General features: G+C 51.9%; 15 protein-coding genes and 1 other RNA gene. 8 read left to right on the top strand and 8 right to left on the bottom strand.

From position 1 onward, the window contains the following. Position 1: 1 nt before the first annotated feature. A complete protein-coding gene (locus ACGHM3_RS15305) occupies positions 2-814 on the bottom strand; it encodes an enoyl-CoA hydratase/isomerase family protein (RefSeq protein WP_345422996.1) in 813 nt (270 codons plus the stop codon). Between the two features lie 14 nt (positions 815-828). Beyond that, positions 829-3,042, bottom strand: coding sequence for an acyl-CoA dehydrogenase (locus ACGHM3_RS15310; RefSeq protein ID WP_345422999.1), 2,214 nt, complete (start codon positions 3,040-3,042; stop codon positions 829-831). A 346-nt stretch (positions 3,043-3,388) separates the two neighbouring features. On the opposite strand from ACGHM3_RS15310, the gene ACGHM3_RS15315 reads away from it, so the two are divergent. Beyond that, positions 3,389-4,543, top strand: a complete 1,155-nt coding sequence (locus tag ACGHM3_RS15315) for an acyl-CoA dehydrogenase family protein (protein WP_345423002.1) — start codon at positions 3,389-3,391, stop codon at positions 4,541-4,543. A 199-nt stretch (positions 4,544-4,742) separates the two neighbouring features. Next, complete coding sequence (locus tag ACGHM3_RS15320; RefSeq protein WP_345423005.1) at positions 4,743-6,788, top strand: TonB-dependent receptor; 2,046 nt, start codon at positions 4,743-4,745, stop codon at positions 6,786-6,788. 42 nt (positions 6,789-6,830) lie between these two features. On the opposite strand, the gene ACGHM3_RS15325 is transcribed toward ACGHM3_RS15320, so the two are convergent. Next, on the bottom strand, positions 6,831-7,511 hold the full coding sequence (locus tag ACGHM3_RS15325; RefSeq protein WP_345423008.1) for a helix-hairpin-helix domain-containing protein: 681 nt from the start codon (positions 7,509-7,511) through the stop codon (positions 6,831-6,833). Positions 7,512-8,072: 561 nt separating this feature from the next. Here ACGHM3_RS15325 and ACGHM3_RS15330 point away from each other — a divergent pair. Beyond that, the gene (locus tag ACGHM3_RS15330; RefSeq protein WP_345423011.1) at positions 8,073-10,076 is read left to right on the top strand and encodes a nitrate- and nitrite sensing domain-containing protein; all 2,004 of its coding nucleotides are present in this window, start codon (positions 8,073-8,075) and stop codon (positions 10,074-10,076) included. Between the two features lie 84 nt (positions 10,077-10,160). Here ACGHM3_RS15330 and ACGHM3_RS15335 read toward each other — a convergent pair whose 3' ends face one another. Continuing rightward, on the bottom strand, positions 10,161-10,796 hold the full coding sequence (locus ACGHM3_RS15335) for a trimeric intracellular cation channel family protein (protein ID WP_345423014.1): 636 nt from the start codon (positions 10,794-10,796) through the stop codon (positions 10,161-10,163). Positions 10,797-10,975: 179 nt separating this feature from the next. Beyond that, positions 10,976-11,072: signal recognition particle sRNA small type (gene ffs / locus ACGHM3_RS15340), an RNA gene on the bottom strand. Positions 11,073-11,322: 250 nt separating this feature from the next. Between ffs and ACGHM3_RS15345 the strand changes: the two genes are divergently transcribed. Both ACGHM3_RS15345 and ACGHM3_RS15350 read left to right on the top strand, forming a co-directional pair. Then, on the top strand, positions 11,323-12,159 hold the full coding sequence (locus tag ACGHM3_RS15345) for a 6-carboxytetrahydropterin synthase (protein WP_345423017.1): 837 nt from the start codon (positions 11,323-11,325) through the stop codon (positions 12,157-12,159). 242 nt (positions 12,160-12,401) lie between these two features. After that, positions 12,402-13,358, top strand: coding sequence for an AEC family transporter (locus ACGHM3_RS15350; RefSeq protein WP_345423020.1), 957 nt, complete (start codon positions 12,402-12,404; stop codon positions 13,356-13,358). Here ACGHM3_RS15350 and glpK read toward each other — a convergent pair. The 3 genes from glpK to ACGHM3_RS15365 all read right to left on the bottom strand — a co-directional run bounded on the left by glpK (position 13,350) and on the right by ACGHM3_RS15365 (position 17,202). Beyond that, the gene (glpK, locus tag ACGHM3_RS15355) at positions 13,350-14,858 is read right to left on the bottom strand and encodes a glycerol kinase GlpK (RefSeq protein ID WP_345423023.1); all 1,509 of its coding nucleotides are present in this window, start codon (positions 14,856-14,858) and stop codon (positions 13,350-13,352) included. The genes ACGHM3_RS15350 and glpK overlap by 9 nt on opposite strands. Further along, entirely contained in the window at positions 14,855-15,994 is a 1,140-nt protein-coding gene (locus ACGHM3_RS15360; protein WP_345423026.1) for an FAD-dependent oxidoreductase, read from the bottom strand. The genes glpK and ACGHM3_RS15360 overlap by 4 nt, the downstream gene beginning before the upstream one ends. A 392-nt stretch (positions 15,995-16,386) precedes the next feature. Further along, the gene (locus tag ACGHM3_RS15365; RefSeq protein WP_345423029.1) at positions 16,387-17,202 is read right to left on the bottom strand and encodes a M48 family metallopeptidase; all 816 of its coding nucleotides are present in this window, start codon (positions 17,200-17,202) and stop codon (positions 16,387-16,389) included. A 152-nt stretch (positions 17,203-17,354) separates the two neighbouring features. Here ACGHM3_RS15365 and ACGHM3_RS15370 point away from each other — a divergent pair, with 152 nt between their 5' ends. The 3 genes from ACGHM3_RS15370 to ACGHM3_RS15380 all read left to right on the top strand — a co-directional run bounded on the left by ACGHM3_RS15370 (position 17,355) and on the right by ACGHM3_RS15380 (position 23,710). Beyond that, the gene (locus ACGHM3_RS15370) at positions 17,355-19,145 is read left to right on the top strand and encodes a DUF885 domain-containing protein (protein ID WP_345423032.1); all 1,791 of its coding nucleotides are present in this window, start codon (positions 17,355-17,357) and stop codon (positions 19,143-19,145) included. An 876-nt stretch (positions 19,146-20,021) separates the two neighbouring features. After that, a complete protein-coding gene (locus ACGHM3_RS15375; protein WP_345423035.1) occupies positions 20,022-21,851 on the top strand; it encodes an FAD-dependent oxidoreductase in 1,830 nt (609 codons plus the stop codon). Further along, a complete protein-coding gene (locus ACGHM3_RS15380; RefSeq protein WP_345423038.1) occupies positions 21,848-23,710 on the top strand; it encodes a 2-oxoacid:acceptor oxidoreductase subunit alpha in 1,863 nt (620 codons plus the stop codon). Before ACGHM3_RS15375 ends, ACGHM3_RS15380 begins: the two co-directional genes overlap by 4 nt. The last annotated feature ends 1 nt before the right edge of the window (position 23,711 follow it).

Here is a 23,711-nt window from a genome sequence, read left to right on the forward strand (position 1 = left end):
GTTATTCTTTATTGTCTTTGCCGGCGAAGTTTTTCATGTATTTTTCGATACCGGCAATGTAGTTAGGGTTGAGCATCAACGTACTATTGGCCATACGTTCTATATTGCGGGCTTGGTCTCGACCAAGCTCGTGACATAACTCTATGGCCAATTTTGCCGCGCCCATCTGTTCGCCGTGCTGCTCGGCTAAATGACGGCAGAAATCCATAACGTCGTCTTCAAAGGTTTCATCGCTAAACACTTCATGGGCCAAGCCCATCATCAGTGCGCGATCAGCGTCTGCGGGCTTGTTAGCCATAATTAAATAGCGAGCCCAGTGCGGGCCAACCAATCGTGTTAAACGGCTTACACCATTGGACGCGGGCAATACACCAAACTTACCCTCTGGGAAGGCGTAGCTGGCGCTCTTAGCCGCCAACCGGAAATCGCAAGACATGGACATTTCTAGGCCACCGCCAACGCAGGGGCCCTGGTGGGCCACGACGATGGGTTTTTCTACGTGCTCCATCTCATCGTAAATACGATGCATACCATGCAGTTGCAAACGGTGCCGTTCTCGAATTTCCACGCCGGTGCGCAATATCTTTTTCGCCTCCGGTGAGCTATCACTTAGATCTGCACCGGCACAAAAATAGCGACCGGTGGCGCGAATCAACATAACTTTTAGCTCAATGTTGTCTCTTAACTCGTGCACCGCCTCTTCAAACAGGCGCATGGTTTCGCCGCTCAGCGCGTTGAGCTTCTCCGGTCGATTAAGGGTGCAAATAAGAATAGCGCCCTGCTGTTCTACCAATAAATGGGGAGCATCGGTCATTGTTATTCTCCTTTTTATCCACGCGTTCGCGGTAAGCCCAGAGCTTTCTCGGCGATCATACTGCGGTGAACTTCACTGGTACCACCGTATATGGTAGTACCGTGGGCATGTCGATAGGCGAGGTTAAGTTCACCTGCGGCACCGTCTCGTTTTGATAGCGAGTAAGGCGCGGTCAGGTCGAGCAAATCCCGTGCATCGGATTGGAATTTCTCAGATGAAAACATTTTTGTCATCGGCCCGTAGGCTTTGCTTTCTTTACCGGTAACGCCAACCCACAAGGCTCGGTCGCCCAGCATTTCAGCAATGTAGGTGTGGGCGCGTGTTCTGGCCAGACGCTTTTGTGCATCCACATCCTGGATAAGCGGCTTGCCTTGGTAGGTTATTTCTGCGCACATCTGCTCGGCGGACTCAAATAACGCCTGTTGGCTTTTCATAAAACCGCCACCGTGTTCCAGCGCCAATGCAGCCGACATCACTTTTAACCCGCCATCCACTTCACCCAGGCGATATTTATCTGGTACACGCACGCCATCGTAGTAGGTAATATTGGTTCGTTCATCCTGGAAGGTATGCACAGCCTGCACTTCGATGCCTTCGGAATCCATTGGCACAACAAACATGGTTAAGCCTTTGTGCTTAGGCACATCCGGATTAGTACGCACCAGCATAAGTACGTAGTGGGCAATATTGGCACCACTGGTCCACATCTTAGAGCCATCAATGCGCCACCAGCCGTCACCATCGGGGGTGGCTTTGGTTTTCGCCGCGAACACGTCTGAACCACAACCAGGCTCGGAATAGCCCAAGCTACAGATGGCTTCACCGGCAATAATTTTAGGCAGCACATCTTGCTTTAGTTCGTCGTTACCACACTTGCGAATCATGGTGCCCACCATGCCTGTGGTACTCACTGGGTGGCTGGTCCAACCGTGGCTTTCCCACACGCTGCGCAACGCGTTAATCACGTAGGGTTCTGCCTCGCGGCCACCGCTGTCTTTTGGCCACTCAGGGAACAAGAATTTATGTTCCGCTAGAGTTTTGTGTACACCGGCATCGAAGCCATCAAAAGAGTAATGGGCTTTGGCGCGCAACTCCGGCGTTAAAATGCGATTGAATAAATCGTCTAATTCCTTCGCCATGGCGTTGGCCTCGTCGCCCAGGTCAAAGTCGATATCCACTTGGCCAACATCTGGCAAGGCCACTGCTTCACCAGCGTACAAACGCCGACCGGCTTCCTCCAACACTCGGCTTGGGTCGCCGTACACCAATGGCCAAACCTTAGCGCGCAGGTTGTATAGGTGAATATCGTATTCGGTGGCCAAACCGTAGCCACCAAAGGTGTGCAACGATTGGGTCACCGCGCGGGCAGCGGTATCCGCCGTCCACCATAACGCCATGGAAATTTGCGCACCGGCATCGTCAATGCCCTTGCTGATATCGTGAATTGCCCGCCAGGTTAAATATTTGCCGCCATCCACATCGACAATCAAATCGGCCAAGGGGTGGGAAATGCCTTGGTAGGCGCCAATCAGCTGGCCAAATGCCTCTCGCTCACAAGCGTATACCGAGGCCAAACGGATAGCCTCACGGGAAAGACCAGACAGCGCCACCGACATCAGCAACTTCCACTCTTCCAAGCCCTGGGCAAACACCTTCGTCGCCTTATCGCCTTCGCCTAAAACAATGGATTCTAAGTTTGCGAAATCCAGCTCGGCGATGGCGTTATCTGCCATGGTTGGTTCACACTGTACGGCGCCCTGGGGAACGCTTACCAAAACTACTTGGTTGCCCTTTCGGGCGATTACCGCTTGGGCTACGGCGCCGCCGGCTACCCACTGTTTTGGCTGGGCAGAAATATCGGCATAGGCGATAGAGGTAACGGTTTCGCCCGTGAAAATTTGTTCTAACAACTCGGCTTGATCACTGGCCGCCAGTAGGGCTAACACCCTCGCCGCTACCAAGGTTTCAGCCACGGGGCCGGCAGCAATGGTTCTGCCAACTTCTTCCATTAATACAGCCGCATCCATCACGCCTAAGCCCAAGCCGCCCTGGTCTTCCGGTACTCGCAAGCAAAATGCCCCGAGCTCGGCCAAACCACGCCACATGACGGCATCGAACCCCTGGGTTTCGGCCGCTGCGCGGACTTTTTCTGTGCTGCTGTTTTCGTCTAAGTAACGGGCGAAAGACTCCAGCATCATGCGCTGGTCATCGGTCAGGTCAAAATTCATGGTGAACGGGCTCCGAGATTTATCCAGACAACGGCTAGGCCGATTAGACGTGCTGGTCTCTACTAGACCGCATAGGCTCCGTCGACTGGGTTTTATTGTTATCTACCAAAACAGGCGGGCCATAAGCCTGGCTACCGCACTCTTGATGGGCACCCTTCGCTCAATTGAATTGGCGAGTACGGGGTGCTAATCCATGCATTCAAGGGTACAATGCGCCCCACAATTTAGTCAACAATGCTGTTCAATTGAGCGCATCCAGCCGAACGATAAGACCGTACATTAGATGTGGCGGGCCGAAGTGGCCTACCGCAGCGCTAAAAGTAATAGAAAGCCAAAAGGAGTCGCCATGAATTTTGCCCTCACCGAAGAACATATCCTGATCCAGGACACGGCGCGGGAGTTTGCGAGCAAAGAACTGGCCGCTAACGCCGAGGCACTAGACGCGGGTGTTGCGGCTGCCGAATCCGTATTTTTTAACAATTTGAAAAGCTTGGCGGAGCTTGGGTTTATGGGCTTAAACGTTGATCCAGAATACGGCGGCTCTGGTGTGGGTACTACGGCATTCAGCTTGGTAATTACCGAGCTGGCCAAGGCTTGCGCTTCCACCGCAGTGACTGTATCGGTAACCAATATGGTGGCGGAGGTGATTCAATCCGTGGCCAACGAACAGCAGAAACAACGCTATTTGCCGCTTATATGTTCGGGCAGCTACCCGGCTGCCGGTTTTTGCTTAACCGAGTCCAACGCCGGCTCCGACCCATCAGCCATGAAAACACGCGCAGTAAAAGACGGTGATGATTGGGTTCTCAACGGCGGTAAGGTGTACATCACCAGCGCTGAGTTTGCCGGCGTGTTTGTGGTTTGGGCGGTAACCGACCCCGATGCGCCCCGTGGCAAGGGCATTTCTTGCTTTTTGGTAGAGCGAGAAACTGCGGGCATTACCATCGGTTCGGCGGAACACAAAATGGGCCAGAAAGGCTCTAAAACCAACACCGTTTTCTTCGACGATTGCCGCATTCCAGACAGCGCTCTGATGGGTGAGTTAAACCGTGGTTATCAAGTAGCATTAGGCGAATTGGCAGGAGGTCGCATCGGCATTGGCTCACTGGCACTGGGCATTGGCAAGGCTGCTCTGGAATACGCCCGAGACTACATTAAAGAACGCGAGCAATTTGGCCAACCGCTGGCCAATTTTCAGGGTTTGCAGTGGATGCTGGCCGATGGTTTTACTGAAATGGAAGCGGCACGACTGCTGTTAATGCAGGCGGCCGGCATTAAAGAGGCTGGCGGCGACTATGCCCAAGCCGCCTCCATGGCTAAGCTCTACGCCAGTGAAGCTGCTAACCGCGCCTGCTACACCGGCCTGCAGCTACTAGGGGGCAACGGCTATGTGCGTGAATATCCGCTGGAGCGCATGGCCCGGGATGTGCGCATCACCTCTATTTATGAAGGCACCAGCGAAGTACAACGCATGATTATCGCTCGCAATCTGCTTAAGTAACGCCCGTCTTAATACACCCACGGGGCCTGCCTTTAGCAAAGCCCCGCACTCTCCTCCACTACCGCTAGATCGCAACGCAGGGTGATTTCCCCACAGGCTCTGGGACAGTTTCCCGAGTCTAGTGGTTACCTAGCCGACCCGTTGCAGGTAAAATCGCGCCCGAACCACACACATTCGCACACAGTAGTACCTTATAATCATGAAAAACGCCCGTATTTATAAAACCGCAATCTTAGTTGGTCTCATTTCATCAACTCAACAACCCGCATTAGCAAAAGGCAGCCTGGATGAAATTTTTGTCACGGCCCAGCGTTACGAAACCACCACTAGCAACTTCGCCGGCAGTGTATCCATCATCGACAGCGACGCTCTTGCCGAAACCGCCGCCACCCATATTCAAGAAAGCTTGGCGGCGCTACCCGGGGTGAACCTGCACCGCAACAGTGGCCAGGAATACCTGCCCGCCGTGCGCTCACCGGTTCTAAGTGGCGCTGGAGCCTGCGGTAGTGTGCTGATGGCGGAAGATGGCATTGCCCTGCGGCCGGCCGGTTTTTGCAATGTTAATGAATTGTTTGAATCCAACTGGCAGCAGGCCCAGCGCATTGAAGTGATTCGCGGCCCCTCGTCGGCGCTCTTTGGCTCCAATGCCCTACATGGCGTAATCAATGTGGTAACCCCGAACGCTGCGGATAACAGCGTAGCCGTAGAAGTGGGCAGTTTGGACTACTACCGCACAAAAATAAGTGCCGGTAACGATTCCACGGCCGTGTTTTTTACCGGCACCACAGACCAGGGGTTCCGTGACGATTACGGCGTGGACGAACAAAAGCTCACCCTTAAACACCAGCAAGCCCTGGGTGATATCAACACCCTAACGGGCTTAACGGCGGTCAACTTAAACCAAGAAACCGCCGGCTACATTGTGGGCACAGACGCCTACAAGGATAAGGATATTGTCGAAAGCAACCCTAACCCCGAGGCCTATCGCGACGCCAAAGCCGTGCGCCTGTGGACTCAATTGAGTAGCCAGGAGAGCGATCGAAGCTGGCAAGTGACTCCTTATCTTCGCTACAGTGACATGGCTTTTTTACAGCACTTTTTGCCTGGCACGCCACTGGAAGAAAACGGCCAAAAGAGCTTGGGCGTACAGACTTCCTACAAAATAAAACAAGACAACAGCCAGTTTATCCTAGGCTTGGATGCTGAATATGTGGACGGCTGGCTAAAACAAAGCCAAGCCCAAGCAACACAAGGCTCCGCGTTTTTGGTGGCGACTATTCCAGCGGGTATTCAATACGATTACGAGGTAGAAGCCATTCAAGTTGCGCCCTTTGCTTTGTGGAAGCAACAGCTCAATGATCAATGGGCTTGGTCTGCCGGCGTTCGTTATGAGTGGATGCAATACGACTACGATAATCTTACGCTGGACGGCCGCACCCGGGACGACGGCACCGAATGTGGATTTGGCGGTTGCCGCTACAGCCGACCGGCCGACAGTACCGATTCGTTTTCCAACCTAAGCCCTAACCTCGACGTCAGTTATCAAATTGACGATCAGCAACGTGTATTTTTGGCCTTGGCGCAAGGCTTTAGAGCGCCACAGGCAGTGGAATTGTATCGTTTGCAGCGAGAGCAACAGATTACCGATTTAGACCCTGAAGAATTACAAAGTATTGAGTTGGGCTACCGTTGGCAAAGTGCTGGCCTGCGGCTTGAGCTTAGCGCCTACGATATGCGCAAAGATAATGTGATTTATCGCAACAGCGATTTCTTTACCATCGCCGCAGGTAAAACCCGTCACCGCGGTATAGAACTGGCGCTGTCAGCGCAATTGAGTGAACAGTGGCGTGTCGCGCTGGCCGCAACCCAAGCCAAACATACCTACGACCACAACGATACTGAATCTGGCATCGTGAAAGGCAATTATGTCGACACGGCTCCAAAACATTTTGGTAACGCCAGCGTACATTGGGAACTCAACACTCAACTGGGTTTAAGTGTACAGTGGCAGCATATGGGCAGTTACTTTACTGACCCTGCGAACGATCACCGTTATTCCGGCCACGACATTATAAATTTGCGGGGCCACTATGAGCTATCGGATGCGATCACCCTGCGGACGCGGGTAGTCAATTTAACAGACAAGCGCTACGCCGACCGCGCCGATTACTCTGGCTTTACCGGCGATCGCTACTTCCCTGGTAGCCCACGCGCTGCGTTTGTGGAAGCGCAGTTTAGTTGGTAACGCATGCACCGGCCTTACTAAAAGTAAGGCCGGAGTATTGAACTATTTTCTTAATTTGGGTTTTATCTTTTTAAACTTCTTTTTATTGATGGCAGGCAACTGCAACAAGGCTTTCTTTTTACGATAAGGCCTGCCGGCAATAATTCTTTGCGCCAACTTCTTGTTAATGCCTTTAACGGCGTGCAAATCTTCGTAGCTGCCACTGTTGATAGACACTTTACTTACCGTCCCGGCCGTCTCTTTACTATCTTCAGATGCCTCAGCATACTGCCCGGCCAGTTCAGCATAGCTGATCGCGCTCTCGTTTGGGTTGGCGGTGTCATCGTTGGAGCTCGACTCCACCGACAGAGTAACGTAGTCCTGGGTAACGTAACCTTCGTCACCGGCCCATTCGCGCAGCATTAAACAAACCTCTGCCTGGACAAACTCCGCCGGCTGGTAATTCAGTTGATAGCGGCAGTTAGACAAACAATGCTGCCCTTGCAACTCGCCGATGGTAGTAGAGGCCAACACCTGCCCCTGGAACTCTCCTCCCTCGTACGGTTTCTTTAGAGCCCACAATTCGATGGCCAGCGTGCCACTTAGATTGTCGTTATCGCGATTATTGGCGATCTCATTGATGCTTATCACCACTTGCGGGCCTTCCAGCACGGACTGACATAGGCCGCGCATTGCCAACTCTTGTTGATGGTCTGAAGCCATGGTTCGTAACACTTTTGTCACACAATTCTCACTTTTATAAATGGTTTTTATTGGTTTACTCACGCAGTAACCCTACGGCTGATGAGTCTATCGCGGTGGTTGGGGTTTTGTAACCTCAGCCAAACCATCTTTTTATATAATCGCCGCACCTAGGTTAAACGCTCCGTCTATAGTAAAAGCATCACGTATGTTAAACACCCAAACTGGCTGGCACATCGGTGCTGGATGCGCATTAGCTGCAAGGATTGTACTCCTTACTTTTGGCAGTTAAAACATCACACACACACAAACACCAGCAATTTGTTGATTAGCTCCGACAGCAGTATTGACGCCGGTAACCACGCGATTTCGTCTAATTAACCTACCGTGTGGAAACCGCCGCCGTTTTTTCATTGGCTGGCCTTTAAAAAACCAACGGTTGGTCGAACACCTATTTAGCGCCCCAGACAAAAGCACGCCAACGTTGGCTATATCAACCTGCAACTCTCTGCGAGCACCGCGATACGGCGATATACCACTTCAGGACGAAGGGGAATAAATTAAGCAACCCAATCCCTGACAGATAGGAACAATTTAAGCACCATGAGCCAGTTGTCTTTCACACAAAAATTGTTGGCACTCGTTTTAACGCCGGTATTGGGCCTGATCTTTTTTACCTTATCCATTGCTTCGGGCAAGTTAAGCACGGCCAGCAGCGCAAAAGATGTCGCCTTGCTGGTGGAGCTTTCGGCGAAGAACAGTGCTCTAGTACACGAGTTACAGAAAGAACGGGGCTTAACCGCGGGCTTTTTAGGCGCCGCTAATGCCGGTAACGACACCAACAACCTACAGACTGCTTTGCAAAAGCAACGTACAGACGCTGACCATGCATTGCAGCAGCGTGCCGACTTCCTGGCAAAAAACGGCGACAGCATTGATGACTCGCAAGCCCTATCTCTATTACAAAAAGCCGATGAACAACTCAATGAGCTGGCCAACACTCGCAAGCAAATTTCAGCGGTAAGTGTCGCCACGCCTATTGCCATTGGCTTCTACACCAAACTCAACAGCCTGCTATTGGATGCGCCACTGACCGCAGCCAAAGAAACCCAGTCTGCAAGTAATGGGCAAGATCTACTGGCTTACTATAACTTTTTACAAGCGAAAGAACGCGCCGGCATTGAGCGTGCGGTACTGAGCAATACTTTTGCCGCGGACGGTTTCGCCCCTAACATGCACCGCAAGTTTATTGCCTTGGTCACCGAACAAAATGCTTATAGCAGCACTTTTTTAAAAATTACCAACTCCGCCAACCAGCAGCTTTTTTCTGAAGCCATGCAAATACCTGCGGTAAAAGAGGTAGAACGATACCGTGATATCGCCTTTAGCAAAGCCAACGACGGTAATTTCAACGTACGCGCAATAGACTGGTTTAACGCTGCCACACAAAGAATTAACCAATTAAAATTGGTAGAAGACGCACTGACTGACCAAATATTACAAGCGGCACAAAAGACTACCAGTAGCGCTTACAGCCAGTTAACAATCACCCTGGTGCTAGCCGCTGGGATCATTGCTGCAGTGGTGGGTGTTAGCTATACCATTTGCGATAAGATCAAACGCCAATTCAATACTTTATCGAAAGCAATGGCCAGTGCAGATAGCGACAGAGACCTGTCAGTTAGGGCGCAAGTAGTGAGCTCGGATGAACTCGGCATAATTGCCAAGCGCTTTAATAACATGGTGGAATCCATTGCCAATGCGTTGCGGTTGTGCCTCGATTCCAGCGAGCAACTGAGTGCTCGCGCCAGCGATACTGCGGCCGCGGTGCATCAAAACCAAACTGCGTTAAAAGCCCAGGGAATGGAAACCACTCAGATTGCGTCAGCGGTGGTAGAAATGGCCTCATCCGCCGAAGAGGTAGCGCGGAACACGAACGATGTAGCAATTACAGCATCACATGTAGGTGAAATAACTACCTCGGGCAGCCAACTAGTGAACACGACGTTGACCACTATGCAACAGCTAGGAGAGGAAATTAATGTCACCAACAATCATGTTAAACAGCTTCGCGATCGCAGTAACGACATCAGTTCGCTACTAGCGGTGATAAAAAATGTGGCGGAGCAAACCAACCTGCTCGCTCTAAATGCCGCAATCGAAGCCGCCCGAGCTGGTGAGCAAGGCCGAGGTTTCGCTGTGGTTGCAGATGAAGTCAGAACTTTGGCTCAACGCACACAACAGTCCACTTCAGAGATAGAAAACACTATTCAATTATTTCAGGATTCAAGCTCTAAAGCCTCCGATTCTATGCAGACCTGTGTAGCAGAATCCATCAGTGCCTTAGAGAATACTTCAAGGCTAAAAGAAGCCCTGACCGAAATTTCAACGGCGGTGATGCAGCTCAATGGCCTGACGCAACAAATTGCCTGCGCTTCTGACCAACAACAGGCGGTATCGGAAGAAATCAGCCGTAACATAAACAACGTTAATGATAAGGCGTTGCAGGCCGCTAGCGGAAGTGAACAGATTTTAATTAATGCTAAGGATAACGCCGAGCAAGCGGAAAACCTAAAACGTTTAATTGGCGAATTTAGATTGGGTTAAAGGCTATTTTTAAAGGGCAGACGCGCCACAGAGTTTCTTAACCCAGCGGCTAAGCCGCATTAAAAAAAGCCATTTTGCAAACAATCACAGGCGCGATCCTTTGGAGCGGCTAAACATCCATTGCGGCAAACTCAACCCTAAGAATATCGCACTAAGCCGTAACACTAAAATCACCAACATGGCCGCCAGGGCATACCACTGCGCCAGCCAACCCCAGCTGCGTAAAATCAAAAATACCACGCCGCCGGCAATTACCGCAGTGGCGTAGATTTCTCGGTGAAAAATCAAGGGTACGTCATTACACAACACATCACGTAATATGCCCCCTGCCACCCCCGTCATCACCCCCATTAACAGCGCAATTTCACCAGAATGCCCCAAGGCCACCGCCTTTTGCATACCGGCTACCGCAAAAAAAGCCAACCCGATGGCATCACAAACAGCCAAAGTGCGCTGTGGAATATCAATCCAACGAGCGACTAAAAAGGTTACCACTGCGGCGCCAATGCCGGTGATTAAATAGGATGTATTGGCTATCCATATCACCGGGTGCGCATCTAGAGAGACGTCACGTAGGGTACCGCCGCCCAACGCGGTAATCAAGGCAACAACGATGACGCCAAAAATATCAAAACGTTTTTGGATGGCAGTTAGCGCACCTGCCACGGCAAACACCGCAACGCCAAAGAAATCCAGAAACTGGGCAGTAGATATGGCCATAGAGCTTTTACTGATAAATATTAACGATGCCAACAGTGTACTACTGTTGGCCTGAGGCTGTAGCCATAACGTCGAAGTAGCAACCAGGTATCGCCAAACTGAAAACAGCCGATAATGTTGATAAGGATTGAGACGCTCTAGGTGTGCGGATATCACAGAGGGGTCGTTAGGGTGGCGACCCAATCCAGCCACACCCCGGCACACGATGTCACTACTACCGTTGCTCCCTTCCGGGCCTGGCGGGGTTTATAGTTAATCGTTGCGAGGGGACCGAAAAGGGTCACCATAACGAGCGCCGCATTATGGTGGGTTTGAGGTGCCATTGCAACCCTGAAACAGGCCATCTGCACAAGCCAGCCCGCCACTTGCTAATGAGCCGGCAATTTGCCTAGTTTTCAGCCAGCCCAGCCCATTAATTGCTCTAAAATTAACCTATACTGGTGGCCAGGGTGTGATACCATGCGCGCCTATTTTTTTTTGACAGCCCCCAGCGTTAACCCAACACCATCCAAATACAGCACCTACTATGTACCTATTTGTCGATCAACTGACCAACGTCGATTTCAGCTTTTTGGACGCCGACCGAGGCATGGTGGGAGAAACCTGGCTTGCCAACTTTGGCCTGGGCGGCTCTTTGGATCACACTGGCATGATCTGCGATTTCAGTGCTGTGAAGCGCCATTTTCGCGAGTGGTTGGATGAGTATCTAGATCACCGGTTGGCGGTACCTACCCTATCCCCAGCTCTCAGCTACCGCCAACAAGGCGGCCAAATACACCTTACGTGGAAAAGCGCCGTTGGGGTGATCGAAATGTCCGCTCCGGAGCAAGCTGTAGCCCTGATACCAGTTTCCGAAATTACGCCGCAGTCCTGCGTTAATTGGGTTACCAATGCAGTGATAGCACTAATGCCGGAACAAGTCAGCCAAATAGACCTCGAATTCACAACCGAAGCAATCCCTGGAAGTTACTATCACTACACCCATGGCCTAAAGAAACACCACGGCAACTGCCAACGCATTGCCCACGGTCATCGTTCCACTATAGGTATTTGGCACAACGGCGAAAAATCTCCACAGTTGGAGCAGCAATGGGCACAGCAGTGGCAGGATGTTTACATCGCTACCCGAGAAGACATTCAAGCCGAAACCGAGCAGGCCTATCAATTTGGCTACACCGCGCCCCAGGGCGACTTTGTACTGACCATGCCCAAAGCCAAATGCTATTTGGTGGATACGGAAACCACTGTAGAAAACATAGCCACGCACATCTACAGCGTACTAAAACAACGCCACGCCGACGCCAACCTCAAAGTAAAAGCCTATGAGGGATTTGGCAAAGGGGCCATCGCCCAAGATAGATAGGAGGGGCCATCGCCCAAGATCGTTAGGAGGGGCCATCGCCCGAGATCGGTGAAAGCGGCCATCGCCCAAGATCGGTGAACTAGCCGTGGCTTTGGTTGAAACCAGCGCAATAACAGCAAAGCGCCATTAAACTGACCTCGAGGTTACTTTGCGCAGTTCAGACCACATCCCGCTATCGCCCTAAACCTGCAGAGGTTACAATAACGGCTTCACTCCCCTACTTCTGCTAAGAGACCATCTCGTTGCTCTCGTTCGATGTTTTTCAATTTGCGCTGGGCATTACTGCACCCATTTTTATTTTACTGGCCATCGGCAACCTGCTGAAAAAAAAGGGCGTTCTCACCGACGAATTCGTCACTACCGGTAGCCAACTGGTATTTAATATCACCCTACCGGCACTCCTGTTCGTGAATATTGTGGCGGCCAAATTTAGCCTAAGCGACAGTATCGGCCTGTTAGGTCTGGGTGTTATTGGCACCATCGCCGCATACTTGATCTTAGAGCTTACTATCCCCTGGTTGGTGCAACCGGCGGCTGATCGCGGCGTGGTGATTCAGGGCGCGTTTCGGGCCAACATGGGAATTATCGGTCTCGCCTACTGCGTTAATGCCTATGGCTCTGAGGTGTATTCAGTGGCCGCGGTGTATTTGGCCATGGTCACCATTGTATACAACGTGCTGTCAGTGATAACGCTGGTGCGCTGGCTATCGCCGGGCAGCTCAGCCAAGCAACTGTTGGCTAAAGTATTTTTGGGTGTGGTCAAAAATCCGCTGATTATTGCCATTTGCGCCGCCTTGTTGATCAACGTAAGCCACCTACCTGTACCCGAATTTTTATTGCAAACCGGCGAATATTTTGCCCAGGTTACCCTGCCCTTGGCCCTGCTGTGTGCCGGTGCCAGCCTAAATATCAAACGCGACAAAAACCTTGGCAATGCCATGATCAGCACTGCGCTTAAGTTGATGATTATTCCGGTGTTCTTAGTTGGGGTGGCAGCTTATCTGGGGTTTTCTGGAATGGAATTGGGCGTACTGTTTTTAATGTGCTCAGCGCCGTCGGCCTCCGTGAGTTACGTTATGGCCAGGGCGCTGGGAGGTAATGCCGTGCTGGCGGCCAACATTATTGCCATCACCACGGTGTTGTCCGTGATTAGTACCAGCGTGGGCATTATCATTCTGCGCAGCTTGGACTTAATGTAAGCCGTTGGAGGCTTGGTGCATACCTAACACAGCGTCCACCGCTTTGCGCCAGCCTTGCAGGTTTTGCTCCCGCGTCGTTTCCTCCATGGCTGGCAAAAACTCGCTGTCTTTTTGCCAGCGCTCGGCCAATTCACTGGTGGATTGATACAACCCCAGCTGCAAGCCTGCCAGATAGGCCGCGCCTAGGGCCGTAGTTTCCAACACCTTGGGCCGATCTACTTCCAAGTTAAGAATATTGGCCAAACATTGATTTAACCAATCGTTAGCCACCATGCCACCATCTACTCGCAGGTTATTGATGGCAATGCCGTCTTCTCGCACCGCTTGCAGTAAATCGTAGGTTTGGTACACCACGGACTCCAGCGCCGCTCTGGCCAGTTGTGCCGGCCCGGTAGCTCGGGTTAGGCCAAAGATGGCTCCACGAGCATCCGGGTTCCAGTGTGGCGCGCCCAAGCCGGTAAGTGCAGGCACAAAGTACACGCCCTGGTTACTATTAATACTCTGCGCCAAACGCTGGGTTTCACTGGCGTTATCGATAATGGATAGGTTATCGCGCATCCATTGCACCGCCGCACCGGCCACAAAAATAGAGCCTTCCACGGCGTAATGGGTGGTGCCTTTAATCGAATAAGCTACGGTAGTCAGCAACCGGTTATTGGAGGTAACCATGGTTTCGCCGGTATTGACCACCACAAAACAGCCGGTGCCGTAAGTGCTTTTAATACTGCCCGGTTCAAAACAACATTGGCCAACGGTGGCCGCCTGTTGGTCGCCGGCCACACCGAGAATGGGCACGGCCTGGCCTAGTAGGGTTTCGCTCGCGGTGCCAAAATCGGCGGTGCAGTCGAGCACCTTAGGCAGCATGCTTGCAGGCACCTTGAATAATGCCAGCAAGTCATCGTCCCACTGCTTTTTCACGATATTAAACAGATTGGTGCGGCTGGCATTGGTAATATCGGTTACAAAACTTTTGCCCTCGGTTAAACGCCAAATTAAAAAGCTATCCACGGTACCAAACAGCAACTCGCCCTGTTCCGCTTTTTCCCTGGCACCTGCAACATTGTCGAGTATCCAGGTGATTTTAGTGGCAGAAAAATACGGGTCCAACAATAACCCAGTACGGGCTTGCAAGTCCTGCTCGCTATACTCTTGTTTTAAATCACGGCAGAACTTGGCAGTGCGCCTGTCTTGCCAAACGATGGCATTGTACACCGGCTCACCGGTATTTTTATCCCACACCAAGGTGGTTTCGCGTTGGTTGGTTATGCCAATAGCGGCGACAGTGCTGCCTCGCTCTTTAACCCAATCACAAGCCTCTTTGGTCACAGCCAGCGCCGTTTGCCAGATTTCTTCGGGGTTGTGTTCTACCCAACCATCCGCCGGATAAATTTGGGCGAACTCTTGTTGGGCCGTAAATAGTATAGCCCCGTGTTCGTCAAACACGATGGCACGGCTGGAGGTGGTGCCCTGGTCTAGGGCAACAATGTAAGTAGAAGTCATCGCAATAATTTTAATAATTTTTCCGCGGTGGAATAATGGCTAGTAAGTTTTCCGCCGTATATTGAGAGAATTCTCGGGTCATTGTCGTCATCCTTGTGGAAGATGGTATCCCGAGATCGTTTAAACGGCGAAGCCTCACTGGAGGGCAGTACTCTCAACCCGGCCCAGCTACTGATAACGTCGGTTCTTTCTACCGGGTTATCAGGAAAGTAATAATTAAAAATGGTTAGCAAATAGCTTTCTTCCAGCATAGTTGGCTTAACCTCGGCCGGATCTCCTCGGTACACAGTTTCTGTGGTACCAAACAGAATTTTACCGTACCAAGGCATAGCAAAAACGGCGCGCTTATCCTGCGGCGCCTCAAAATAATAGATGCCTTTTTTAAGTTGGCCGGGCAACTCAAGATGAGTGCCCTGCACTAAGTCTACGGGCAGACCTTCTACGCTGGGTTTACATTTTGCCAAGGTATCGTTCACCCACGGGCCAGTGGCATTGATAAAATGCCGACCATGGGCAACCACTGGCACGTCTTCCTGTAGATATTTAACGCGTAACTTATCACCATTACGCTCGCACATTTCTACGCTGGCGTTAAATATCACCTCCGCCTTAGGGCCTTTATTGGGCGCCTGCGCTTCCTGTAACAATCGGCTGGTCAATTTGGCGTCATCGGTTTGCGCATCCCAATATTGATAAACGGCCAGCAACTCGTCTTGCTTAATGCCATCCAACGCGTCCCAATCTTTTTTGGGTATTTTTCGGTGCCGGCTGTATTTACCGCCGGCGCCTAGCAGGCCGTACAGGGTTAAACCCGCGTTAATGGTAAACCGACTGCGGTTAGTGTTTTTGTAAATGGGGATAAAGAAACGCCGCATACGAACAAGATCCGGGTATTGCTCTAGCAGCCGTTGACGATCCAACAGACACTCTCTTACCAACTTAAAGTTAAACGATTCTAGGTAACGCAAACCACCGTGGATTAACTTAGACGACCTACCTGAGGTCGCTCGCGCCGCCCGATCGTACTGTTCCAAAACCAACACACTGAGCCCATTACTCACGGCTTGATGAGCGATGGCTGCACCGTGAATGCCGGCTCCGGCGATGATCAAATCGTATACAGTTTTGTCCGTCATGCGTTACTACCTAGGGTGGTCCTCGTCATTGAAGCGTTCTCCAACAGCGTATGAATGCGTTGGCTAGCGACTTACGCAACTCCATTGGGCTCAGTTCAAATCTAATAATTAAGGGGATGGGGACTATTGTCGCAGCCGAAAAGGCGCTTAAATGTCAACGCTTGAGGGAAAATAGACACAACTCCCTCTGCAAACCAGTACTTAATCACGTGCTAATCTAGACCACGATACACGCATTAGTTCAATAGGGCCAAGTAACCAGAGAGTGGTCTGTTCTCATATTTTATCGAAAGAACAATAACTTATGGCCGACACTTAAACGTAAAAACAGCACAGGTAAGCGGTTAGGAGAAGCTCGCTGACCACAACCGTTGGGCCAGCGAGGTGTAGAACTACTGCACTATTTCGATGGGATAAACGGAGGCTTTGCCGCTAGCAGGCATGAGCTCTCGCATTTCGGGCCCCAGGGAAGATAGCGCTTTTTGTCGGTTAGCCGGCGCCGGGTGCGTGCTCAGGAACTGCGGTGGGCCATTGCCGCCGACTTCAGCCATCTTCTGCCACAGGCTAACTGCCGCCTGCGGGTCGTAACCGGCTAGAGCAGCGATTTCAATGCCAATGCGGTCGGCTTCGGATTCCGCCGTGCGGCTGTTGGGTAGATCTAACGCCAATTTGGCGGCCATGGCGGCACCAGAGAGAACCAAGGCATTGTTATCCGATGCCGCGGCCGTAGCCGCCACACCAACGTTTATTGCCATGGCGCGAGACATCTTTTCCGCTGAATGGTTAGCAACTGCGTGGGAAATCTCATGCCCCATAATCTGCGCCATTTCGTCGTCGGTGAGCTTCAGCTTGTTAATGATACCGGTGTAGATGGCCATACGTCCGCCGGCCATACACCAGGCGTTGATGGTATCCGGGTCATCAATAATGGCCACGCTCCATTCCCAATCTTTGGTGCTGGGGTAAAGCTTTATGGCCTCGGTAACCAAGCGTCCAGTAACGGTTTGCACGCGCTTCACCACCGCCGGGTCGCTGACTAATTTAGAGTTAGCATCCAGCTCTCGCACGGTGCTCAGATAGGCCTTTTTGGACTCAACAATCGCCGCTTCCGGAGAGATCAACATCAGCTGCTGGCGCCCGGTTGGGCTAGTGGAACAAGCGCTCAGCAGACTGGCCGCCGCCGCTAGTAGAAGTAAAGGTACTCGCATAGTTATAACCATTATCAGAATCAGTGGGTGGATTATAGGGCTTTTTTTGTTTTTGCGCTGCGCGCTGCCCACGCCACCCAAATCGTCGACCAACACTGAAGGCTTTACCCCTTGCATCGTCATAGCGAGCAACGCCGAGAACAGTCACGCCCATGAAACTGCCCAACTTGCACCTGTTGCTCAGCCGCTCTTTAGTCTGCGCTGTGTTTGCCTTCACTATTGCCTTCACGATCACCTTCACAGTGGCACTCACCGCCTGTAGCAACGTGCAGCCCGCAGATAGCGGCGCTTCTGAACTCACAATGGCCATGGACGACTATTGGCAACACTCGCTGGAGCAGGACACGTTTGTAGCGGGCAGCAGCCACCCGTACATTACCAAGGCCAAATTGCCCGACCTGTCACCGGATGCATTAGCAGCGCATCAGGCCTTTTACCAAGCACTCTTGCAACGCGCTAAAGCAATTGCCAACCAGGGCCTAAGCGCCGAAGAAAGCACCTCAAAAGCACTGCTGATTTACGAATTGAATAATCGTTTGGACAAGTATCGCTTTGGCGAACACCTTACGCCATTTACCTCGGAAGGCGGGTTTTGGTTAAACATTGGTCGCCTCCCCTCGCGGTTGGACACCACCATTGATGCCGACTTAGCTATTTATCTTAAGGCCCTAAAGCAGAGCCCCCTGTACATACAGCAACAAATATACTGGTTGGAGCAGGGTTTAGCCCAGGGCATAACCCACCCCCAAACTGCCATCGGCCACACACTACAAACCATCTCCAGCGTAAGCCAGCCGGAGCACTACTTACAGCCCCTAGCCCATTTGGACAAGCGCAGCGAGCATTACCTTGCGGCAAAAGCCACCATCAATGAGGAGCTGATACCGGCCCTAAAGGCGCTGCACCGATTTATGGCAGAGCGTTATTTACCCAATGCACGAACCAGCATTGGCCTTAACCAACTACCCAACGGCCAGGCGTGGTACCAAAACCGTGTCACCCATTTCGTTACCAAACCTATTACCCCGCAAGAGGTTCACGCCCTGGGTCTGAGCGAAATGGAACGCATACAGCAGGCGATGCAGGTAATCCTCGCAGAACTGAAATTCGCCGGTTCGCTGGCAGAATTTTTGGATTTTTTACGCAGCGACCCACAATTTTACGCCACCAGTGAAGCCCAGCTCCTTAAAGAAGCAGCCTATTACGCCAAACGGGCCGATGGCATTCTGCCGTCGTTATTTAACACCCTGCCCCGCCGGCCTTACTCGGTGGAACCCGTCCCCGCCGCCATTGCGCCAAACTACACCACCGGCCGTTACTATAGCCCGCCCGGCAAACACAGCGCTGGCCAATATTGGGTAAACACCTACAACTTGCCGAAACGCCCGTTATACGAGCTGCCTGCCCTCACCTTGCACGAGGCCGTACCCGGGCACCACCTACAGATATCGCTAAGCCAGGAGAAAACCGATTTACCCACCTTCCGCCGCGAGGGGTACATCAGTGCCTTTGGCGAGGGCTGGGCACTCTATTGCGAATACCTGGGTGAAGAAGTGGGCTTTTACCAAACACCCTACGAGCGCTTTGGCCGACTGATCTATGAATCCTGGCGGGCCGCACGCCTGGTGGTAGACACCGGCTTCCATTGGTATGGCTGGAGCAGAGAACAAGCCATGGACTACATGGCCGCCAACACAGGCCTTAGCCTGCACAATGTGCAAACAGAGGTAGACCGTTACATTATTTGGCCGGGGCAGGCGCTATCCTACAAAATGGGAGAGTTAACCATTCGGCAGCTACGGGAAAAGGCGCAACAGGCATTGGCAGGTGATTTCGACATTAAGGATTTCCACGATGCCTTACTGGCCAAGGGCGCGATCACCCTGGATGAAATGGCAAAGGTCGTGGAGGGTTACATTACCCAGGTGAACACCAACGAGTGATTTAACCGCCAGCCATTAACAGGTTATTTAAGCCTCTCGCCTCCGCCTCCCCACCCCCGCGCAAAAACCTGTGTTTGTGAAAGGACATTTAACCGCTCAAAACCAGCCTACCGGTAATAACAGCTTGTTATTTTACTCAAAATGAGTACATTAAAATGGCTTTACCAAAACATTGCTTGCGCAATACAAGCTATAGGAATCTCTGAATAACCTCGGATGACTTCTGGCTCCCAGAGCTTTTCGAGATCGCGGCAACGTTTTGAAGGCATACTGGCCGTACGTCAAAAAACGTTAACAAAGATATCGGGAAGCTCTGGAAGCCCCGCAGGGCGCGGCCTCAAAGCCCATCTGACTGCGTTGATTTTCTTGTTAAGGACGACGGCCATTAACTGCGAAAATCGCCTTGCCAGTTGAGCTTTGAGGACACGCGCAGAAGCGACCGAGGTTAATCAGAGCTTCCTAAAATTATCTCAAGTGTTATAAGCAGTAACATAAACCTGCGCAATCAATGAAAAGCAGTAAAAATACCAGCAGTAAAAATAATAATTAAGCAGCAATTCGCACCTGTAAAACCAATACGATAATTTAATCAACTAGGTTACCAAGTGCGAAAATAGTTTTGGCTCCGAGTCTGAGAAACCGTAGTAGAAGTGCCTGTTAAATGAGAGTAAGCGCAGCCCCGTGAACTGCGCTGCAGTGGCGAACCTAGTTACACCGGTTTATAGCATCGATTAAAACATCGAATTACACATCCGGTGCAGCACCGCAATGAATATCCGTGGATATAGGCCGCCGCTCTGGGCATCGCTCAACGAACACTTGAGCCAGGCTAGCATCGTCTATGATGTTACATGCTGTTGTTGCCTGGAGGAATCCGTGAAACCTACCGACATCAGTAACCCCGACTACTTTCACAAAGTGGTTGATTGCCAATACGCCTGCCCTGCCCACACCCCAGTGCCAGAATACATTCGGTTAATCGCCGCGGGACGTTACGACGACGCCTATATGCTGAACTGGGAATCCAATGTCTTCCCAGGCGTGTTGGGTCGCACCTGCGACCGGCCCTGCGAACCCGCCTGCCGGCGCGGCCGGGTTGAAGATCAGCCAGTAGCCATCTGCCGGTTAAAGCGCGTCGCCGCAGACCACAAACAGGACGACACCATCACCGCTGCCATGCCAATAATTCCGCAGCAAAAAAACGGTAAAACAGTAGCGCTTATTGGCGGCGGGCCCGCCTCACTCACCGTGGCCAGAGACCTCATGCCTTTGGGTTACAACGTCGATTTGTACGACGACCAACCCGCCGGCGGTGGCTTTATGCGCAGCCAAATCCCCAGTTTTCGGCTGCCCGAATCGGTACTCGACCAAGAGGTGAACTACATCACCGATATGGGTGTGGCCACGCATTACAACTCCTATGTCGACAGCCTGAAAAGCATCTTGGAAAAACAATACGATGCGGTATTTATTGGCACCGGCGCGCCACGGGGGCGAGACCTCAACCTACCCGGCCGCGAACAAGCCGACAACAATATACACCTGGGCATTAATTGGCTCGGCTCCGTCGCGTTTGGCCACACCAAAAAAATTGGCAAACGCGTTATTGTTTTGGGAGGCGGCAACACAGCCATGGATTGTTGCCGTACCGCACTGCGCCTGGGCGCCGACAGCGTTAATTGCGTGGTGCGCAGCCCACGCTCTGAAATGAAAGCCTCTCCTTGGGAAATTGAAGATTCCGAGCGCGAGGGCGTCACCATGTTCGAAAACCACACGCCCAAAGAATTTATCGTCCGAGAGGGTAAATTGATTGGCATGCGCTTTGAAAAAGTGCGCGCTGAATACGACAGCTCAGGCGGCCGCAGTTTGATTGCCACCGGCGAGCCGGATGTCACCATGGAATGCGACGACGTTTGTATAGCCGTAGGCCAAGACAACGCCTTCCCGTGGATTGAGCGCGACCTGGGTTTGGAATTTGGTAAATGGGATTTGCCCATCTTAGATGAAACCACCTTCCAGTCCACCCTACCCAAGGTATTCTTCGGCGGCGATGCAGCCTTCGGCCCCAAAAATGTGATCACCGCCGTCGCCCAGGGGCACCAGGCTGCTATTTCCATCGATTTATTTATACAAGGCGCAGATCTACGCCAGCGGCCGGAGCCCGGCACAACATTAATTAGCCAAAAAATGGGCATCCACGAATGGAGCTACGACTCCCCCGTGGCAAACGATCAACGTTACCAAGTGCCCCACGAAGACGTGGCTAAGTCAGTGAAAGATCGCAAGCTGGAGGTTGAAATCGGCTTCGATGCCAGCACAGCATTACAAGAAGCCAGCCGCTGCTTAAATTGCGACGTGCAAACGGTGTTTGAAGAAAAAAATTGCATCGAATGCGACGCCTGCGCCGATATATGCCCCACCGATTGCCTAACATTTATTGCCGTTGACAGCAGCACGACGGAATCGGATCTGCGCGGCCAACTGAAAATGCCCGCCAACAACACCGAGCAATCGGTGTATGTCTCAGATAACCTCGCCACCGGCCGCGTCATGGTAAAAGATGAGAATGTTTGCCTACATTGCGGCCTGTGCGCCGAGCGCTGCCCCACCGCTGCCTGGGATATGCAAAAATACTATTACAGCGTTACCAAGGCTGGGCAGATGAACTACTACGAACCCAACTCTAAGGCGGAGGAAACGCCATGAGCCATAAACTTCATCGCCAAGCCAAAGTAAACGATTTAGTCGTTAAATTTGCCAACGTCAACGGCACCGGTTCGGCCAGCGCCAACAACCTATTTGCCAAAGCGCTGTTTCGCATGGGCTTGTCGGTTAGCCCCAAGAATATCTTCCCCAGCAATATTCAGGGCTTACCGACTTGGTACGAAGTACGCTGCAACGATAAAGGCTACCTAGCCCGGCGCGATGGCATCGATATTATGGTATCGGTCAACCCACAGAGCATGGCTAAAGACATTAAAGAAGTGGTGCCCGGCGGCTACTTTATTTACGACAACAGCAAACCTCTAGACCTGCGGTTGATGCGCAATGACATAGAGTTTATTGGCCTGCCCCTAACGCAGATTTGCTTAACCGAATACAAAGACGCTCGCCAACGCCAATTGTTTAAAAACATTATTTACGTGGGCGCGCTGGCGGCATTAATTAATATTGAATTTGATGTTTTAACCGGATTAATCGCCGATCAATTTAAGGGCAAAGAAAAACTCATCGCCCCCAACGTTCACGCCCTGGAGTTGGGTTTTCAATACGCTAGTAAGCATTTTAATTGCCCATTGCACGTTACCGTAGAAAGGCGCGAAGCCAATAACCAAATATTGATTGATGGTAACGCAGCGGTGGGATTGGGTGCGGTATATGGAGGCGCCACCATGGCCGGCTGGTACCCGATTACGCCGTCCACCTCAGTGGCAGAGGCCTTCGAGCGCTATTGCAAACGCCTGCGAATAGACCCCGGCACGGGCAAAAAGAACTTTGCCATTGTGCAAGCAGAAGACGAACTCGCCGCCATAGGTATGGTGATTGGCGCGACTTGGAACGGTGCCCGCGCCTTCACCGCCACCAGCGGCCCCGGCATATCGTTGATGAGTGAATTTTTGGGGCTGGCCTATTTTGCCGAAATCCCCGCCGTGTTGGTGGACGTACAACGTTCCGGCCCCAGCACGGGTATGCCAACTCGCACGCAGCAATCCGACGTGCTTGCCTGTGCCTACGCATCCCACGGCGATACAAAGCACGTTTTAGTGATACCCGCCACGCCCAAAGAATGTTTTGATATGAGCGCCCAGGCATTTGACCTAGCGGACCAACTGCAAACCCCGGTTATTTTATTAACCGACTTAGACCTTGGCATGAACGACAATATGTCGGAGCCCTTTGAGTGGGACGACGGGCGACAATACCAACGCGGCAAGGTATTTACGGCACAACAACTGGAAGAAATGAGTGAGCGCTTCGGCCGCTACCTAGATGTGGACGGCGACGGCATTCCCTTTCGCACCTACCCCGGCACTCACCCAACCAAGGGCGCGTTTTTTACCCGGGGCACATCACGGGACGAATACGCGGTGTACACCGAGGACGGCAGCGCCTACGTACGCAACATGGAACGCCTACTTAAAAAATGGCAAACCGCTAAAAGCTACGTTCCCGAGCCGGAAATTTTCGACCAGGGCCACAGCATTGGCATAGTCCACTTTGGTACATCCATGCACGCCACCTTAGAAGCCGCCGAACAGTTGGCCGAGGAAGGCGTTGCAGTGGATACCTGCCGCATTCGCGCTTTTCCTTTTAACGACGACATCCACGCGTTTATTGAGCGCCATGAAACCGTTTTTGTGGTAGAGCAAAACCGCGATGCACAAATGCGCTCGCTGTTGGTGAACGAATGCGACATCGACCCCAAACATTTACGTAAGGTTTTAAATTACGACGGCATGCCGTTAACCGCGCGCTTTATTATGGATGCCATAAAACACCAAATGGGCGTTAACACCAACAACGTAAAACCGTTACCCAAACGCGCCAATAACGCCGCCCTTTAAC

It is taken from the genome of Halioxenophilus aromaticivorans (genome assembly GCF_042850945.1).
Taxonomy (GTDB): Bacteria; Pseudomonadota; Gammaproteobacteria; order Pseudomonadales; family Cellvibrionaceae; genus Halioxenophilus; species Halioxenophilus aromaticivorans.

Coding starts and splice junctions, on each gene's coding strand:
- ACGHM3_RS15305 (WP_345422996.1), bottom strand. CDS start 814: ATGACCGATGCTCCCCATTTATTGGTAGAACAGCAGGGCGCTATTCTT.
- ACGHM3_RS15310 (WP_345422999.1), bottom strand. CDS start 3,042: ATGAATTTTGACCTGACCGATGACCAGCGCATGATGCTGGAGTCTTTC.
- glpK (WP_345423023.1), bottom strand. CDS start 14,858: ATGACTTCTACTTACATTGTTGCCCTAGACCAGGGCACCACCTCCAGC.
- ACGHM3_RS15345 (WP_345423017.1), top strand. CDS start 11,323: ATGTACCTATTTGTCGATCAACTGACCAACGTCGATTTCAGCTTTTTG.
- ACGHM3_RS15320 (WP_345423005.1), top strand. CDS start 4,743: ATGAAAAACGCCCGTATTTATAAAACCGCAATCTTAGTTGGTCTCATT.
- ACGHM3_RS15315 (WP_345423002.1), top strand. CDS start 3,389: ATGAATTTTGCCCTCACCGAAGAACATATCCTGATCCAGGACACGGCG.
- ACGHM3_RS15330 (WP_345423011.1), top strand. CDS start 8,073: ATGAGCCAGTTGTCTTTCACACAAAAATTGTTGGCACTCGTTTTAACG.
- ACGHM3_RS15360 (WP_345423026.1), bottom strand. CDS start 15,994: ATGACGGACAAAACTGTATACGATTTGATCATCGCCGGAGCCGGCATT.
- ACGHM3_RS15365 (WP_345423029.1), bottom strand. CDS start 17,202: ATGCGAGTACCTTTACTTCTACTAGCGGCGGCGGCCAGTCTGCTGAGC.
- ACGHM3_RS15370 (WP_345423032.1), top strand. CDS start 17,355: ATGAAACTGCCCAACTTGCACCTGTTGCTCAGCCGCTCTTTAGTCTGC.
- ACGHM3_RS15380 (WP_345423038.1), top strand. CDS start 21,848: ATGAGCCATAAACTTCATCGCCAAGCCAAAGTAAACGATTTAGTCGTT.
- ACGHM3_RS15335 (WP_345423014.1), bottom strand. CDS start 10,796: ATGGCCATATCTACTGCCCAGTTTCTGGATTTCTTTGGCGTTGCGGTG.